Here is a 16584-nt window from a genome sequence, read left to right as displayed (position 1 = left end):
GAACAACGATGAAAAAAGTATTGATTGCCAATCGCGGAGAAATCGCCGTACGCATCATCCGCGCTTGTCGCGACTATGGTTTGCAATCGGTGGCGGTATACGCCGACAGCGACAGCCAGGCTTTGCATGTGTCGTTGGCGGACGAGGCCTGGGTATTACCGGGACAGCGTCCGGATGAAACTTATCTGAATATCGAACGGCTCATCGCGGTGGCGCAGCGTAGCGGCGCAGACGCGGTGCATCCCGGGTATGGTTTCCTGTCGGAGCGGGCTGAATTTGCCCGTGCGGTACAGGACGCGGGGCTGGTGTGGATCGGCCCGGATCCGGAAAGCATCGATATGCTCGGCGATAAAGTAAAAGCGCGCCAGCTGGCGCATCGGGTGGGGGCGCCGCTGGTCGCGGGCACGACTGATCCGGTCGGCAGCGCGGACGAGGTGGTGGCGTTTGCCCGCGAGTACGGTTTGCCGATCGCCATCAAAGCGGCCTACGGCGGTGGCGGTCGCGGTATGAAAGTGGCCTGGCGTCTGGATGAAGTGGCGGAGCTGTATGATTCAGCCGTACGTGAGGCGATTACCGCTTTCGGCCGCGGTGAATGCTTTGTTGAGCAGTTTTTGGATCAGCCGCGTCACATCGAGGCGCAGGTGCTGGCGGATCGTCACGGCAACGTGGTGGTGCTGGGTACCCGCGACTGTTCGTTGCAGCGCCGCAACCAGAAGCTGGTAGAAGAGGCCCCGGCGCCATTCCTGAATGACAGCCTGCGCGAGCAGATCGAACTGGCGGCGCGGAATATCTGCGCGGCGGCGGGCTACGTCGGTGCCGGAACGGTGGAGTTCCTGTTGAGCCGCGACGGGCGTCTGTCTTTCCTCGAAGTGAATACCCGCTTACAGGTGGAGCACACCGTCACTGAGGAGACTACCGGGATCGATTTGGTGCTGGAACAGTTCCGCATCGCCGAAGGACACGCATTGACGCTGAGTGCGATGCCTGAACCGCTCGGACATGCGTTTGAGTTTCGTATCAACGCGGAAGATGCCGGGCGCGGTTTTTTGCCGACGCCAGGTACGGTCACGCGGTTCGATCCGCCCGCCGGCCCGGGTATTCGCCTTGATAGCGGCGTGAAATCCGGTTCGACCATCCCCGGCGCGTTTGATTCGCTGATGGCCAAGCTTATCGTCAGCGGCCCGACGCGGGAGATTGCACTGGCGCGCGCCCGGCGTGCATTGGCGGAGTTCAGCATCGATGGGGTGGCGTCGGTGCTGCCGTTTCATCAGGCGGTGGTCGATCACCCTGATTTTACGGGAGCCGAGGGGTTTAAGGTACATACCCGCTGGATTGAAACCGATTTCGCCGCTGATATCGCCATCGCGCCGCGTCCGCTGCCGGGCAGCGAACCGGAGATGGTGCGCGCCTTTATCGAGCTGGACGGACGGCGTCATCAGTTGGGCATTCCCGCCGGGCTGCTCTCTGGGGTGGATCTGCGTTCCGGCGCGGCGATATCTGCCGCCGTTACTGACGTTGCAACGAATACGCACGCTTGCCTGGCGCCTATTTCCGGGGTGTTACAGTGCTGGCAACGTCAGGCCGGGGAACAGGTTCAGGAAGGGGAGGTTATCGCCGTGATGGAAGCGATGAAAATGGAAACGTCGGTAACGGCGCACCGTAGCGGCAAGCTGGAGCCGCTGGCGGCGCAAGGCGAGATGGTGCAGGCGGGCGCAGTGCTGGCCCGCATCACCGCCGGGTAAGGTCGTATTCCGGCGCCGTGTTCGCCCGCGTGAATACGGCGCCGCAGCAAACAACATGATAACAACACAACATCACACAACACGTCATCACAACAGGCTCAATCCTTACCGTATCGGTGCAATCTGCCGAACCGGTAGGGGGCGACACAATCGGGAGCGACTATGCAAACTGCAGTGAATCTTTGGCCGCTGATGGGCATTGCGGCCATCGTTATCGGTTTTCTCTTGCGTTTCAATCCGGTGCTGGTGGTTATCGTCTCCGGGCTTATCACCGGCCTGGCGGCGAATATGCCGTTGGCGGACATCCTCGATAAGCTGGGCACCGGCTTTCTCAATACCCGCAATCTGGCGCTGATCCTGCTGTTGCCGCTGGTGGTGATTGGGCTGCTGGAGCGTTATGGACTGAAAGAGCGTTCGCAGTCCTGGATCGCCAGCATTCGCAGCGCCACCGCGGGGCGTTTGTTGATCGTCTACCTGTTCGCCCGTGAAATTGCAGCGGCGCTCGGGTTGACCAGCCTCGGCGGTCATCCGCAGATGGTGCGTCCGCTGTTGGCACCGATGGCGGAAGGTGCGACTGAGAACCGCCACGGCACGTTGCCGGATGCGGTGCGTCACCGGTTGCGTGCGATGTCGGCGGCAACCGATAACGTCGGGCTGTTCTTCGGGGAAGATATTTTCGTGGCGTTCGGCGCCATCCTGTTTATGCACAACTTTATGCAGCAGGCCGGCGGTATCCAGACCGAACCGCTGCACATTGCGTTGTGGGGGCTACCCACCGCCATTTGCGCATTTCTGATCCACGCCTGGCGGCTGCGCCGGATGGATCGGAAATTGGACGCCGAACTGGCGGTTTACCGTGAACTGAGCGCGCAGGAGAAATAAGCCATGTTTCAACAACAGTATCTGTTTACGCTGGCCGGTATCCTGTTGCTGGTGGTGGCGGCGATGTCCTGCGGCGATCGGGGCAACCCGCGTCGCTGGACCACCGGGTTGTTCTGGGGGCTTTACGGCGTGATGTTTTTGCTGGGTGACTGGGCAACGGCGTTGATGTCGCCGCGTGCGCTGCATATTGCCGTCGGGCTGATGGTGGTGGTGATGGCGCTGATCGCCGGTTGCGGCGGCGTCAGGCTGGGCCGTTATCACCAGCGCAGCGACGAGGAGCGTCAGGAAAGCGCCGCCCGTCTCGGCAACCGTCTGTTTCTGCCTGCGCTGGCCATCCCGGTGGTGACGGCGGTGGGCGTGCTGGCGTTTACCTATATCGGCGGTTTGCAGCAGGCGCTGTTCGGCAATGGCAATAATTCCACGTTGATCACGCTGTTTTCGATGGCGCTGGGCTGCATTATCGGCTGGCTGATTGCGCTGCGCCTGACCGGCGAAAAGCCGGTACGTTCGGTGCAGGAGGCGCGTCGTCTGCTGGATTCCATCGGGTGGGCGTTTATTCTGCCGCAGATTCTCGCCACGTTGGGGTTGCTGTTCACCTCCGCCGGGGTGGGATCCGCCATTTCTTACCTGACCCAGCATTATCTGGCGGTGGATCACCGTTTTATCGCGGTGCTGACCTATGTGGTGTCGATGGCACTGCTGACTATGGTGATGGGGAATGCGTTTGCGGCGTTTCCGATCGTGACCGCCGGCATCGGTATTCCAATTCTGATCCTGCAGCACGGCGGCAACCCGGCGGTGATGGCGGCTATCGGCATGTTTTCCGGCTACTGCGGTACGCTGATGACGCCGATGGCGGCCAACTTCAACCTGGTGCCTGCGGCACTACTGGAATTGCCGGATCGTTACGGTGTCATCCGCGCTCAGTTTCCCACCGGGCTGGCGCTGCTGACGGTCAATGTGTTCTTGATGTATTTCCTGCTGTTCCTGTAATTTCCGGCCTCTGATGCCCGGTTGCCGCTGTGGGGGCTTGGTGATACTGTCAGCCTTCCAGCGGTTCCCGGGGGTTCTATGATCACATATCGCGATAGGGGTTTTGAGCTGGCGCTGCTGACCAATGGCCGGCATTTTCCGCGCCACAGCCATGACGAGTTCGTGATCAGCGCCAACCTACACGGGCTTGAGCAGGTTTGGCTGGATGGAGATACCTTTGTCGCCGATACCCGCATGGTGACCACCTATAATCCGGGGCAGTTGCAAGGCAGCGAACATTCTCACGATCGCTGGCAGTGTGTCTCGCTCTATGTCCAGCCGCAGGCGTTGGAAGCCGCATTTCACCACCGTTTTCTGTTTGCTCGTCCGTATTGTCTCGACGATACGCTGGCGCGTCGTTTGGCGTGGCTGGCGAATGCCGACCTGACGAGAGAGGAGCGTTGGCAACAGATGGTGCTGTTGCTGGCGGCGCTGATGGATAGCGAGGCGCCGACGCCGGGCGCTCCGGCGCGTCATGAGCCGGCGAGAATTCGCCGGATAAAATCCTGGCTGACTGATGATTTTAGCGAAGTGCCGTCGTTGGCAGAGATGTCGGCGCTGGAGCGGATTTCGGCAGCACATCTGGTGCGTAGTTTTACCCAGGCGGTAGGGATCCCACCGCTGGCCTGGCTGATGCAAGAGCGAATGCGCCAGGCCCGTAGGCGGTTGCGGCAAGGGGAGCGCATCAGCCAGGTCGCCGTTACGCTGGGGTTTGCCGATCAGGCCCATTTCACCAAAGCATTTAGCCGTTATAACGCCATGACGCCGGGGCAGTTCCGTCGCATCAATTTTTGACAATACAGCGAGATGCAGATGCCGTAAGCTCGGCGGCACAATAACCATCGAGGGAAGAAGATGCTGCTGGTGATGCTGAGCGGGCTGCTGTTGTCGCTGTCGTTGTGTCTGGATCTGGGGATCGTCAATACCGCCATTATTAACCGCGGCCTGCGGGATGGCGCGGGTTCAGCGTTTTTTATCGGACTGGGTTCCTGCTTCGGCGATTTGATTTATGCATCGCTGTCGGCGTTGGGTATGGCGGCGATCTTCAGCTATACGCCGATTCGCTGGCTGCTGTGGATTGGCGGCGGTGCGGTGCTGATGTGGTTGTCCTGGTCGATGGCGCGTAGCGCCTGGCGGGATTATCGCCAGCAGCGGGGGCTGAATGTGGTGGGGGAGCGAAGCGGGGCGGCGACTGTGATTGTTCCTGCGCACCGGGATTTCTTCAGCGGCGTCGGCATGGCGTTGGCATCCCCCAGCGCGCTGCTGTGGTTTGCGGCGGTCGGCGGTACGCTGATCGCCCAGTCGACCGATGGCTCCGTCGGGCAGGTGTCGCTGTTTCTGGCCGGTTTTTTTACCGGTGGCGTACTCTGGACATTGTTTATGGCGCTGTTGGTGAAATACGGTCGCGGTGCGCTAAAAGGACGGCTCTCTTTTTACTGTAGCGCGCTGTCGGCAGTGCTGTTCGCCGGGTTTGCCGCTCAGGTGATCATCAACGGATATCAGACGTTATTACTGCCTTTGCGCTGATGGCTGTTCAAAACACGCGCAGTCAGCCGATATTGTCTTGCCCGCCAGACAGATAGCGCTATAATGCGATGCACTTTCTACGCGGGCGTAGTTCAATGGTAGAACGAGAGCTTCCCAAGCTCTATACGAGGGTTCGATTCCCTTCGCCCGCTCCAGATTTTCTTCTCTTCGCTGTGCCAAATCTCCTCTAGCTCATGCAACTAAATTTATTAACCCATTCATATTTAAACCGTAACTATTTGGTGTTACTCGATCAGGCTCGACGGGATTCCAGGGATAGCGTTGACGCTTCAGCATCATTTTTGATGGCTTGAAAAAGGATGCTGAGGCATCCATGAGCGGTAACACTGTCCCGAAGAGTTCAACGTAGTGGCTTCGCCAGTAATCGATCGCCGCCATTTCCCTTTCCAAATGCCGCAATACATTGTGATATCACCATTTACGGCTTTTACGCCGGCCCACATTTATTAGCCAACGAGCGGCGGCCGACCTCAGACCGAAACTTGCCGGTTCCCGCTAGCGATGAACGGGTCACTGACGTGCGTGCGGGATAGGTTAAAGCGAGCCTATATTGAATGATTTCGTACTAGGTACTGCGATATTTCAACGCTTCTCAAGCATTTGGGCGATCCATGGCGATTTATTCCACAAATTTGGGGTGTATTCTGCACGAGAATAAATCACACAATAAATAAGTAAGGGGACGTCATGCCGCTCTATCAATTTGGTAAGTTAAAACCGCAAGTCGCCGCAGATGCCTGGGTTGCACCCAGCGCGGATGTTATTGGTCAGGCTCGTCTGGATCCGGGGGCCAGTGTCTGGTTTGGTACCGTTATTCGTGCCGACAACGATCTGGTGCATATCGGTAGAGGTTCCTCGGTTCAGGATAATTGTACGCTTCATGTCGATGTCGGTGGCCCAATAATCATCGAGCCTAATGTTTCTATTGGTCATCAGGCTATGTTGCATGCTTGCCATATCGGGGAAGGATCGCTGATTGGTATGCAAGCGATTCTGTTGAGCGGCTGCCGAATTGGGCGTAACTGTCTGGTTGCGGCCGGGGCATTGATTACCGAGAACAAAGTGTTCCCAGATGGCGTATTGATTATGGGGGCGCCCGCCAAGGTGGTTCGAGCGTTAACGCCTGAAGAAATCGAGGGCATCCATGAAGGAACCCATTGGTACGTCGAAAAAGCGCAACACTATGCCCTAGAGTTACAGGAACTCTAGACGCAAGTGGAATTACAGGTGCAGAGCCGCTGGTTTTTTGCACCTGGAGACGGCTAAAAATGACCGCCCAACCATGAACTGAATTGTGTTGTCGTGACGGCAATAATGGCAAGGATGTGTCTATGGGCAAGGGCTGTGTGTGAGTCGGAATGCCTGCCCACCCTTTCGGGATGAGGATGTCCACGGTGTGATATGAAGGGCGTGTGTTTTTAATCGCCCCCAGTCCCATCATCCCAACGACGCCCTGATACGCGGTTTGGCCGGTATCGGCGATTTTCCCGTTCCGGGATACGGTGTAATCCCCCATGAATTTGTGAGCCCGCGCCGGGTTTTCCCTTCCGTTTTAAAGCGTTGCGTTACCATGCCGAGTTTTATTAGCCCGAGGTTTTCGAGTGGCGGATAGTTGTACGACCTCCGTGAAAGGTTGTCCCGGCGAAGTGAACAGTGCACAGCGAAAATGGCATCGCAGCCATGGTAACTGTGCGCCGTCATACAATAAAAATATGTACTACGATTGAGTGGAAATTAGCTTGTAAGACAGGATGTTGCACTACACACAAAAGGATAGCGCATGAAAAATTACAAGATTGGGCTTCGGTTGGGGGAAGGGTTTGGCGTGCTGATCATATTTTCTGTGATCATGCTGGTGGTGGGGGCTTATCAGCTTCGGCAAATCAATATCAGCATGCAGGATATGATGCAAATACCGTTGAGCAAGGAGCGGTTGGTCGCCGATTGGCACTCTACATTGTCGGCCGGCGTACAGCGTGCGACGGCGCGCAGCAGCGACCCTTCGCTGGTGGCGGTTTTCGCTGCGGAGAATGCCAGCGCCTCTAAGGAAAATGCAGCAGCAGGCCGAACAGTTGGAGCGGGCCGTCAGCGTATTTCCGCTTTTGGAAAAAGAGGCGTCGACAAGATCGAAATATCCTGCTCCTGACTTGCCAAAATCTCTGGCGTTGAAACCTGCAACGCCATCTCGGCGGACTTCCGGCAGCGATGAGAGCGACTGGCGATCTTTTTGACCGATGAGTCATGCATCCGACCGCGCGACGTCGACGCGCAGCTGAAGGAAACCGATGTTCACGCCTGTCATGTGTTATGAAGGTACGAAGAATACGATAGCCGCGTCGGGAGTACCGACGCGGCTATCGGAGCAGAACGCCTACCGGGGCCTACATCAGATCGTGCGGCGCAATGTCCTGGAGCCTTTTACCCTTCTCGTCTTTGGCGGAAAGCACGGCGGTATCATTTCCGATCGGCCAATCGATATTGAGCGATTCATCATTCCAGATAATGCAATGTTCCGCTGAGGGAGTGTAATAGTCGGTGCATTTATAAACGAATTCCGCCTCATCGCTGGTGACATAAAAACCGTGAGCGAACCCGGCTGGAATCCATAATTGACGTTTATTTTGCGCGGACAGGTAAACGCCGACCCATTGGCCGAACGTTGGGGATTTTTTGCGGATATCTACGGCGACATCAAACACTTCACCGGCAATAACGCGAACGAGTTTCCCTTGTGGGTTTTCTGTCTGATAGTGTAACCCGCGTAGAATTCCTTTCCTGGATTTTGAATGGTTATCCTGGACAAAACGGCATGGTTGTTGAGTGACAAGTTCTTCGAATCTTTTTTGATGCCACGTTTCCATGAAAAACCCCCGCTCGTCGCCAAATACTGTTGGTTCAATGATCTTGATATCGGGGATTTTCGTATCGAATATATTCATAAAGTTAAATCACTTATATTTTTCAATATCATTTATTGCTGACAGCCATTGACTGGGCGCCAATCCAAATTGTTTTGCTATTCTATCGCAATTGAGGACGGAGTTGGCAGGGCGTTTAGCCTTGGTCGGATAATCTACAGACGGAATGCCTGAGAGTTTTGGATAGGCTTCAAATAAATTATGCGCTTTGGCTCGCTCGAGAATGGCGTCGGCAAATTCAAACCAGCTTACAGCGGGCGTGCCGGAATAATGATAAATTCCCCATGCTGGCGTATTTCCGTGCTCAATATAGTGAATTAAATTTATTAATGTATTGGCGATATCGCCTGAATAAGTGGGGCCGCCAAACTGATCATTAACGATATTCAGCATGTTGCGGGTCGCCGCCAGACGTAATATCGCTTTGACAAAATTATTGCCGTATTCACCGAATACCCATGATGTCCTGATGATGAGGAATTTACGGGCTATTTCCGCCACCGCTTGTTCACCCGCCAGCTTGCTGGCACCGTAGACATTTAGCGGATTTGTCGGCATATCTTCGGTGTAAGGCTGTTCAGCGCTGCCGTCGAAGACATAATCAGTGGAAATATGCAAAAGTACCGCATTGGCAATATTGGCGGCTTCCGCCAGATGGGCTGGCCCATCACGATTGATGGCGTAACAACGCTCGCTATCATCTTCCGCATTATCCACTGCAGTGTAAGCAGCTGCGTTAATAATATAATCAGGGTTAAATGTTTTAACTTTATCGATGACCTGATTTTTGTTCGTAATATCCAGACTGTCACGGCCGGTCGCGAGCAACTCGACCTTTCCATTAAGATATGACACCAGGTGTTGCCCTAACTGCCCTTGACTGCCTGTGAGTAAAATTCGCATGTTCTCTATCCAGAAAGTCTGTTACTGCTGAAGTAAATTCATCAAATATTGGCCGTATTCGTTTTTTAACATGGGGTGGGCCAGTGTCGTGAGTTCCTGCTTGGTCAGCCATCCGTTGCGCCAGGCAATTTCTTCAAGGCAGGCCACTTTCATGCCTTGCACATGTTCTATTGTTTGTACAAATGAGGAGGCCTGATGCAGGCTTTCATGGGTTCCCGTGTCCAGCCAAGCAAACCCGCGGCCGAGTAATTCGACGCTGAGCGAACCCTCTTCCAGGTACATTTGGTTAATGGTGGTGATTTCGAGTTCGCCGCGATGTGAGGGTTTTACCTGCTTGGCAAAGTCGATAACTCTGTTGTCATAGAAATAAAGGCCTGTTACTGCATAGTTCGATTTGGGTGATACGGGTTTTTCTTCAATGGATACGGCATTCATGTTCGCATCGAATTCGACCACGCCGAAACGTTCAGGGTCTTTAACCTGATAACCAAAGATTGTGGCACCAGCCGTCTTTTGCGCTGTTTTCCTTAACGTATTACCAAAGGATTGCCCATAAAAAATATTGTCTCCCAACACCAGGCAGCAACTGTCGTTGCCGATGAATTCTTCACCAATGATAAAGGCCTGCGCCAAACCATCGGGGCTGGGTTGGATGGCATAGTCGATATGAATGCCAAATTGGCTACCGTCGCCCAACAGGCGGCGGAAGTTTTGGTTGTCTTCGGGCGTTGTAATGATCAGTATTTCGCGAATACCCGCCAGCATCAGCGTAGACAGCGGGTAATAAATCATGGGTTTGTTATAGATCGGTATCAGCTGTTTTGAGATAGCCAACGTTATGGGATACAGGCGGGTGCCGGAGCCTCCGGCCAGGATAATGCCTTTCATGAACGATTTCCTTCTACGACGTGATAAGCACCGCTAAGTACGCGATTCCACCATGACTTATTGTTTAAATACCACAGGACTGTCTTTCGAATTCCGGTGTCGAAACTTTCATGAGGCGTCCAGTTCAGTTCGCGCGAAATCTTACCGGCATCAATAGCATAACGCACATCATGACCGGGGCGATCTTTGACATAGGTAATTAAATCTTTATAAAAAACAACGTGCTGTGGTTTTTGGGGAACGAGTTCTTCAAGCAGCTGACAAATGGTTTCCACCACCTCGATATTGGTTTTTTCGTTATGCCCGCCAATATTATATGTCTCGCCGATTTTCCCTTCGGTGACGACTTTGTATAACGCCCTTGCATGATCCTCCACAAACAACCAGTCGCGAATTTGTTGGCCATCGCCGTAGACCGGCAACGGTTTTCCCGCCAGGGCATTCAATATTATCAGTGGAATTAATTTTTCCGGAAAATGGTAGGGGCCATAGTTGTTGGAACAGTTGGTCACTAGCGTGGGCAATCCGTAGGTGCGATACCAGGCGCGAACCAGATGGTCGCTGGATGCCTTGGACGCCGAATATGGGCTGCTGGGGGCATAAGGCGTCGATTCGGTAAACAGATCATCGGTTTTCTCCAGATCGCCGTAGACCTCATCGGTAGAGATATGGTGGAAACGAAATGTGTTTTTGCGTGACTCTGGCAGTGCGCTCCAGTAAGCGCGCGTTGCCTCCAGCAGGGTATAGGTACCGACAATATTGGTCTGAATAAAAGCGGCTGGGCCGTCGATGGAACGATCAACATGCGATTCCGCCGCCAGATGCATAACCATATCAGGCTGGTGTTGCTGAAACACGCTGTCTAATGCCGTTCTGTTGCAGATATCCACTCGTTCAAAAGCATAACGTTCGCTTTTATCGATGGTGGTGAGTGATTCAAGGTTGCCAGCGTAGGTTAGCTTGTCGAGGTTGACTACCGCGTCTGCCGTATTATTAATGATGTGGCGCACTACAGCGGAACCGATGAAGCCCGCACCGCCCGTAACCAATATTTTCATAAGTCAGATTCCAACGTTAAATGACAAGCCCTGCCGGACAACGGAAAGGCATAACTATAAATGATATTGCTGATTCAGGATGGGGGTTCGGCGCTTTCCATCCATTCTCGGGTGCTCATTAAACCGATTATCGAGCGTGAAATCCATGTTCTGGCGAGTTTTTCATCGTGGGAACAGCGCGGTATTTTATACAGTAATTCATAAGATAACAGTGGAACTGCTGACGAATGACGATGTATTGAAAGGGAATGAATGTCCGAAGGGGTGCCGCTGTGCAGACTGCCGCCTGATGTGACATTATGCCGGCGTAACACGCCGGCATAGACGTTTATTGGTGGGTCATGCTGTTATTTATGCTTATGCGGGCCACACTTCGTCGGCGATTTCTGTGACCAGGGCGATTTTCGCCCACTGCTGTTCCTCCGTCAGGGCGTTGCCTTCCTCGGTGGATGCGAAACCGCATTGCGTGCTCAGGCAGAGGCGTTCAAGTGGAATGTAACGGGTCGCTTCCCGAATACGCTCAATGACGGTTTGCTTGTCTTCCAGTTCACCGGTTTTGGATGAAACTAACCCCAGCACTACCTTTTTATCGCCGGATACCGCCGCCAGTGGAGAGAAATCGCCAGCGCGCTCGGTGTCGAATTCCAGATAGTACGCCGAGACATTTTCCCGCCCGAACAGCACATCCGCAATGGGCTGATAGCCACCGCTTGCCGCCCAGGTGGAGCGATAATTGCCCCGACATACATGAGTGGCGATAACCAGGTCGGATGGTGCGCCTGCGATGGCCGTATTGTTGGCCTGCAATAACAGTTCCGCCAATTCCTGAACATTGCTGCTGATGACGGTGTGGGCATCGTGAGAGCAGTTGCAGTTGCTCTGGATGGGCGCGGTCTGGGCCGCCACGCCGGCGTTATTGTAGCGGGCATCGACCATCATGCCCCAAGTGCAGTCATCCAACTGCAAGTTGCGGCACCCCGCCGCGTAGAGTTCCTGGATGAATGTCTGGTATGCCGCAGCGATATCCTCAATTAACGCCTCTTGGGTCGGGTAGAATCTCTGGGTACTGTCCCGATTTTCGGGGCGATACAGTTCTTTGAAAAATTGGGCCGGCGCCGGGATGGTCAGACGCGGGACGATGTCTTTTTCAGCAAATTGCATCAGGAAGCGGAAATGTTCGATGAACGGGTGGTTTTCACCACTGATTTTCCCGGTCAGACGTGCGGTTTCCGGACGGGTTTCAATACCTGAAAACATATATCCCTGCGATAACGCTGCTTTTTCTACACCGTTCAGACCCCACATAAAATCCAGATGCCACCAACTGCGTCGAAATTCTCCGTCGGTGATGACATGAAGCCCGGCAGCTTTCTGCCTGACGACCAGCTCGGTAATGGCTTTGTCTTCGACGGCTTTCAGCGCGTCAGCAGCGATTTTCCCTTGTGCGAATTGCGCTCGCGCTTCGTGTAGATAGGTGGGTCTCAGATAACTGCCGACGACGTCGGCGCGAAACGGTGGGGTGTAGGTCTCTTGGGTTGCCATGATTGATCTCTTTCATACGATTCTGTTGTAACCGCAAAACATATCATTGATATGCAAGACTTTGTGGTGAAAGAAATTCACATAAATTGAATTTTTATCATGTCTGGATGCGGCTTTTTCATCATAGGCGCTATTCTGCGGGCGCATTTACTGTGTTCGCATAGAGGTGCTTGTCGTTGTGTACTGAGATTTTTCAGATAATGCGTTGTGCGGTTGTGTTTATCTTTTACCTGGTGTTAAAAAGAAACCAACTCTCTTGAGGATACAGTCTGACGTGTCTTACGCGGCGTTATAGTGACCGCCTATTTATATGTGAAGAAGGAGCATCCAGGGTGTCCGAATTCAATGTCTATCATAAAACATGTCCGGCACGGTTGGTGCTGGACCGATTATCCAACAAGTGGTCGCTGCTGATTCTCGATCGTTTATCTGATGAATCGATGAGATTTAACCAGTTAAGACGGGATATCGAAGGTGTATCGCAGAAGGTGCTTTCCCAGACCTTGAAAAATTTGGAACGAGACGGGCTGGTACACCGCCAGGCATTCGCGACAGTCCCCGTGACAGTTGAGTATTCCATCACCTCTCTAGGCCAAACACTGGTGAAAACCATTCATGACCTGACGCATTGGGCGGAGGATAATATTGGTGAAATCACGCGGGCTCAGCAGCGGTATGACAATACGGAACCCGCCAGTTCATCGATTTGAGCGACATCATTGACTTTTAATCAACATGTTATTTGAATGCAGTCTAAAATTTTTTATTCGCATCTTAACGAATTTGTTTTTGCGATAACTGAAGGTTAATAAAGATAATTTCCAGATAAATCTTTATTTTTTTAGGCTGTTTATGGATTAGGCTATGCATATTTAAATGTGTGGTTGTGTGGAATTTGTCCATTGAGGGATATCGTCACAAGTTAGCACTAAATGTACATGTCAGCTTGTAGTATCATGATGTGCGATACGGTTTTCAGCATTTGGGCCCTATGTATCGGGTAGGGGCTCGCATTTATGTATTAAGTTGGAACGGTGAGATATGATCTTTAATCATTAATAAAAGTTATTATTTTTCATTTTGTTGTTGTTACTGATTAGCGCTGTGTCTCGAAAAAATGTGGTGGTAGTGATGAACGGGAGTGAAAACTCCTGGGCGGTAGCTTTTTCTTAAAACACGGTTTTAATAAATTGCTTGGTCAGCTGGTACGTTTAGATAGTTAAATCCACCACGGTTCAAACAAGGACCGTGGTTCAGGAGGTTAGTTTGTCAACAATAATTATTCCCGTGATCATGTGTGGTGGCAGTGGATCGCGTCTTTGGCCTGTATCACGGGAACAACACCCGAAGCCTTTCATTCGTTTATCGGATGGGGAAAGTCTGATTCAGAAAGCGTTATTGAGAGCGCTGTCGTTCGACGGTGTCAAAGAGATCATCACGGTTACGAACAAGGATTTGCTTTTTAAGGCTGTGGATGCATTTTCAGAAGTCTATAAAGGTGTTACTCCGATTTCGTACATCCTGGAGCCGGTCGGGCGCAATACCGCTGCAGCGATTGCATCCGCAGCCTTACTGACTCATAAAAAATATGGTGATGATGCGGTTTTGATGATTCTGGCTGCGGATCATCTGATCAGGGATAGCGACGCTTTTGTTTGCGCCGTGTCTCAGGCCGCGTCGCTGGCTACACAGTCGAAACTGGTCACTTTCGGGATTAAACCTGAAAAACCTGAAACCGGTTATGGTTACATCAAATACCGGGGGAGTCAGGTTGAGCGATTTGTTGAAAAGCCGTCCTTTAATAAAGCTCTGGAGTATATCGAATCAGGTGACTATCTGTGGAACTCCGGCATGTTTTGTTTCTCTTGCGGAACGATCCTGAGAGAAATGCAGACGCTTTGCCCGCAGGTTCTGGCTGATGTTGAACACAGCATGAGTGTTTCCCGACAACTGGAAGGTAATGGCGCAACGCAGCTTGAATTGGATATGGAGACGTTTTCTCAGGTTAAAGATATCTCCATCGACTATGCAGTAATGGAGAAATCTAAACAGGTTTCAGTCGTCCCCTGTGATATTGGCTGGTGTGATATCGGTTCTTGGACCGCGTTGGGCGAATTAGGAAAAACCGATAGCAGTGGTAATACGGTGGAGGGGGACGCCGACGTTCTCACCCATAACGCCAGCAACTGTTATATCAAAGCTGATGAACGGGTTATCGGCGCTGTTGGCGTAGAGAATCTGGTTATTGTTGATACTCCGGATGCTTTGTTGGTGGCGAGCAAAGATAACGGTCAGGATGTTAAATCCATATACAATCAACTCAAAGCCAAAGGCCACCAGGCTTATAAAATTCACCGTACTGTTCACCGCCCATGGGGGACATCAACGATTCTGGAAGAAGGCAGCAATTTCAAGATAAATAGAATTGTCGTCAAACCTGGCTCCAAACTGAGTATGCAATTACATCACCACAGAAGTGAGCACTGGATAGTGATGTCTGGCGCTGCCAAGATCGTGAACGGTAATAAGAATATTTTTCTTTCGACCAATCAGTCTACCTATATTCCAGCTGGCGAGCAGCACCGGGTTGAAAACCCCGGCGTCATAGATCTCATTATGATCGAAGTACAGAGCGGAGAATATCTTGGTGATGATGATATTATTCGGTTTGATGATGATGGGAGTTTAGTTCAATGAGTTTAGCGTGCTTTAAGGCTTATGATATCAGGGGCCGCTTGGGGAATGAATTAAATACAGATATTGCATATCGTGTCGGTCGTGCATTTGGCCAATATCTGAATGCCCAAACAGTTGCTGTCGGCGGTGATATTCGTTTAAGCAGTGAAGAGTTGAAGTCTGCATTGTCTGATGGTTTAAGAGATGCTGGGGTCGATGTTATCGATCTTGGCATGACAGGGACTGAAGAAATCTATTTTGCCGCTTTTCATTTGGATGTGGATGGTGCTATTGAGGTTACTGCCAGCCATAACCCAATGGATTATAACGGTATGAAATTGGTAGGGCGCGGCGCTAAACCAATTAGCGGTGATTCGGGATTAAATGATATTCGCGATCTGGCTGCATCTGGACAATTTAATACTTCTGAGCGCAAAGGAAACTATATAAAACGTTCCTTGCTGAATGAATATGTTGATCACCTAATGTCTTATATTGATGCGGGAAAACTGAAACCGCTGAAATTAGTGGTCAACGCTGGAAATGGTGCTGCTGGGCATGTTATTGATGAAATTGAATCACGATTTCAGAAACAACATATCCCTGTCGAGTTTATTAAGATCCATCATGAACCTGATGGACGTTTCCCTAATGGTATTCCTAATCCCTTGTTGCCTGAAAATCGCTCTGTAACATCAGATGCGGTCAAATTACATCAGGCAGATATAGGGATTGCATGGGATGGTGATTTCGATCGCTGCTTTTTGTTCGATGAAAACGGGGAGTTCATTGAAGGTTACTATATTGTTGGCTTTTTGGCTGAAGCTTTCCTTGCTAAGAATCCCGGTGCCAAGATTATCCATGATCCACGTTTGACCTGGAATACGATTGAAGTAGTCAATAAAGCGGGGGGTATTCCGGTTCAGAGTAAAACTGGCCATGCCTTTATCAAGGAGCGCATGCGTGCGGAAAATGCCATTTATGGCGGGGAAATGAGTGCCCATCATTATTTCCGTGATTTTGCTTATTGCGATAGCGGTATGATCCCTTGGTTATTAGTCGCTGAATTGTTAAGTACAAAAAATACAAGCCTATCTAAAGTATTAGATGAGAGAATGCGTTTGTTTCCATGCAGTGGTGAAATTAATTATCGGGTTGAAAACCCTGAAGGGATTATTTTAAAAATAAAAGAAGTTTATCAAAATGATGCGGATGTCATTAGTTATGTGGATGGACTCAGTATTGAGTGTGCGAATTTTAGATTGAATGTTCGAACCTCTAACACCGAACCACTTTTGAGGCTTAATGTTGAAACTAAAGGCAATGATGAGTTGTTACATGCCGAAGTTGATAAATTAGATCAAATTATTAAGTCTTAATATTAAAACAGTAATA

15 protein-coding genes and 1 tRNA gene are annotated in these 16584 nt (G+C 51.6%); 11 read left to right on the top strand and 5 right to left on the bottom strand.

The window, feature by feature from the left end; all coding sequences use genetic code 11:
- Nucleotides 1-8: 8 nt before the first annotated feature.
- The 8 genes from HEP82_RS08140 (at nucleotide 9) to HEP82_RS08105 (ending at nucleotide 7350) form a co-directional block, all read left to right on the top strand.
- Nucleotides 9-1742 (top strand): acetyl/propionyl/methylcrotonyl-CoA carboxylase subunit alpha, encoded by a 1734-nt coding sequence (locus HEP82_RS08140; RefSeq protein WP_192457626.1) that lies wholly within the window; start codon nucleotides 9-11, stop codon nucleotides 1740-1742.
- A 162-nt stretch (nucleotides 1743-1904) separates the two neighbouring features.
- A complete protein-coding gene (locus HEP82_RS08135; protein ID WP_015854953.1) occupies nucleotides 1905-2624 on the top strand; it encodes a DUF969 domain-containing protein in 720 nt (239 codons plus the stop codon).
- Nucleotides 2625-2627: 3 nt separating this feature from the next.
- The gene (locus HEP82_RS08130) at nucleotides 2628-3617 is read left to right on the top strand and encodes a DUF979 domain-containing protein (RefSeq protein ID WP_192457625.1); all 990 of its coding nucleotides are present in this window, start codon (nucleotides 2628-2630) and stop codon (nucleotides 3615-3617) included.
- Nucleotides 3618-3695: 78 nt separating this feature from the next.
- A complete protein-coding gene (locus tag HEP82_RS08125) occupies nucleotides 3696-4451 on the top strand; it encodes a helix-turn-helix transcriptional regulator (protein ID WP_192457624.1) in 756 nt (251 codons plus the stop codon).
- Nucleotides 4452-4511: 60 nt separating this feature from the next.
- A complete protein-coding gene (locus HEP82_RS08120) occupies nucleotides 4512-5183 on the top strand; it encodes a LysE family translocator (protein WP_192457623.1) in 672 nt (223 codons plus the stop codon).
- A gap of 81 nt (nucleotides 5184-5264) precedes the next feature.
- Nucleotides 5265-5338 (top strand) — tRNA-Gly (locus HEP82_RS08115).
- A gap of 553 nt (nucleotides 5339-5891) precedes the next feature.
- Nucleotides 5892-6413 carry a gamma carbonic anhydrase family protein gene (locus tag HEP82_RS08110; RefSeq protein ID WP_192457622.1) on the top strand — a complete coding sequence of 174 codons (522 nt, stop codon included), beginning with the start codon at nucleotides 5892-5894 and terminating at the stop codon, nucleotides 6411-6413.
- A gap of 571 nt (nucleotides 6414-6984) precedes the next feature.
- Entirely contained in the window at nucleotides 6985-7350 is a 366-nt protein-coding gene (locus tag HEP82_RS08105; protein ID WP_192457621.1) for an MCP four helix bundle domain-containing protein, read from the top strand.
- 235 nt (nucleotides 7351-7585) lie between these two features.
- Here the strand turns inward: HEP82_RS08105 and rfbC are convergent, their stop codons facing one another.
- From rfbC to HEP82_RS08080, 5 genes are all read right to left on the bottom strand, one after another.
- Entirely contained in the window at nucleotides 7586-8143 is a 558-nt protein-coding gene (gene rfbC / locus HEP82_RS08100; protein WP_192457620.1) for a dTDP-4-dehydrorhamnose 3,5-epimerase, read from the bottom strand.
- A gap of 9 nt (nucleotides 8144-8152) precedes the next feature.
- Nucleotides 8153-9025, bottom strand: a complete 873-nt coding sequence (gene rfbD, locus HEP82_RS08095; RefSeq protein WP_192457619.1) for a dTDP-4-dehydrorhamnose reductase — start codon at nucleotides 9023-9025, stop codon at nucleotides 8153-8155.
- 21 nt (nucleotides 9026-9046) lie between these two features.
- Complete coding sequence (rfbA, locus tag HEP82_RS08090; protein ID WP_192457618.1) at nucleotides 9047-9913, bottom strand: glucose-1-phosphate thymidylyltransferase RfbA; 867 nt, start codon at nucleotides 9911-9913, stop codon at nucleotides 9047-9049.
- Nucleotides 9910-10971 (bottom strand): dTDP-glucose 4,6-dehydratase, encoded by a 1062-nt coding sequence (rfbB, locus tag HEP82_RS08085; RefSeq protein ID WP_192457617.1) that lies wholly within the window; start codon nucleotides 10969-10971, stop codon nucleotides 9910-9912. The genes rfbA and rfbB overlap by 4 nt, the downstream gene beginning before the upstream one ends.
- A 357-nt stretch (nucleotides 10972-11328) precedes the next feature.
- A complete protein-coding gene (locus HEP82_RS08080) occupies nucleotides 11329-12513 on the bottom strand; it encodes a 5-methyltetrahydropteroyltriglutamate--homocysteine S-methyltransferase (RefSeq protein ID WP_192457616.1) in 1185 nt (394 codons plus the stop codon).
- Between the two features lie 332 nt (nucleotides 12514-12845).
- Between HEP82_RS08080 and HEP82_RS08075 the strand changes: the two genes are divergently transcribed.
- The 3 genes from HEP82_RS08075 to HEP82_RS08065 all read left to right on the top strand — a co-directional run bounded on the left by HEP82_RS08075 (nucleotide 12846) and on the right by HEP82_RS08065 (nucleotide 16568).
- A complete protein-coding gene (locus HEP82_RS08075) occupies nucleotides 12846-13223 on the top strand; it encodes a winged helix-turn-helix transcriptional regulator (RefSeq protein WP_192457615.1) in 378 nt (125 codons plus the stop codon).
- 556 nt (nucleotides 13224-13779) lie between these two features.
- Nucleotides 13780-15210, top strand: coding sequence for a mannose-1-phosphate guanylyltransferase/mannose-6-phosphate isomerase (locus tag HEP82_RS08070; protein ID WP_192457614.1), 1431 nt, complete (start codon nucleotides 13780-13782; stop codon nucleotides 15208-15210).
- Nucleotides 15207-16568 carry a phosphohexomutase domain-containing protein gene (locus HEP82_RS08065; protein WP_192457613.1) on the top strand — a complete coding sequence of 454 codons (1362 nt, stop codon included), beginning with the start codon at nucleotides 15207-15209 and terminating at the stop codon, nucleotides 16566-16568. Before HEP82_RS08070 ends, HEP82_RS08065 begins: the two co-directional genes overlap by 4 nt.
- Nucleotides 16569-16584 lie beyond the last annotated feature (16 nt).

Source organism: Musicola keenii (assembly GCF_014855505.1).
Taxonomy (GTDB): domain Bacteria; phylum Pseudomonadota; class Gammaproteobacteria; order Enterobacterales; family Enterobacteriaceae; genus Musicola; species Musicola paradisiaca.
Note: the sequence above shows the minus strand (reverse complement) of the source record. Positions and strands in the feature narration are given on the sequence as shown.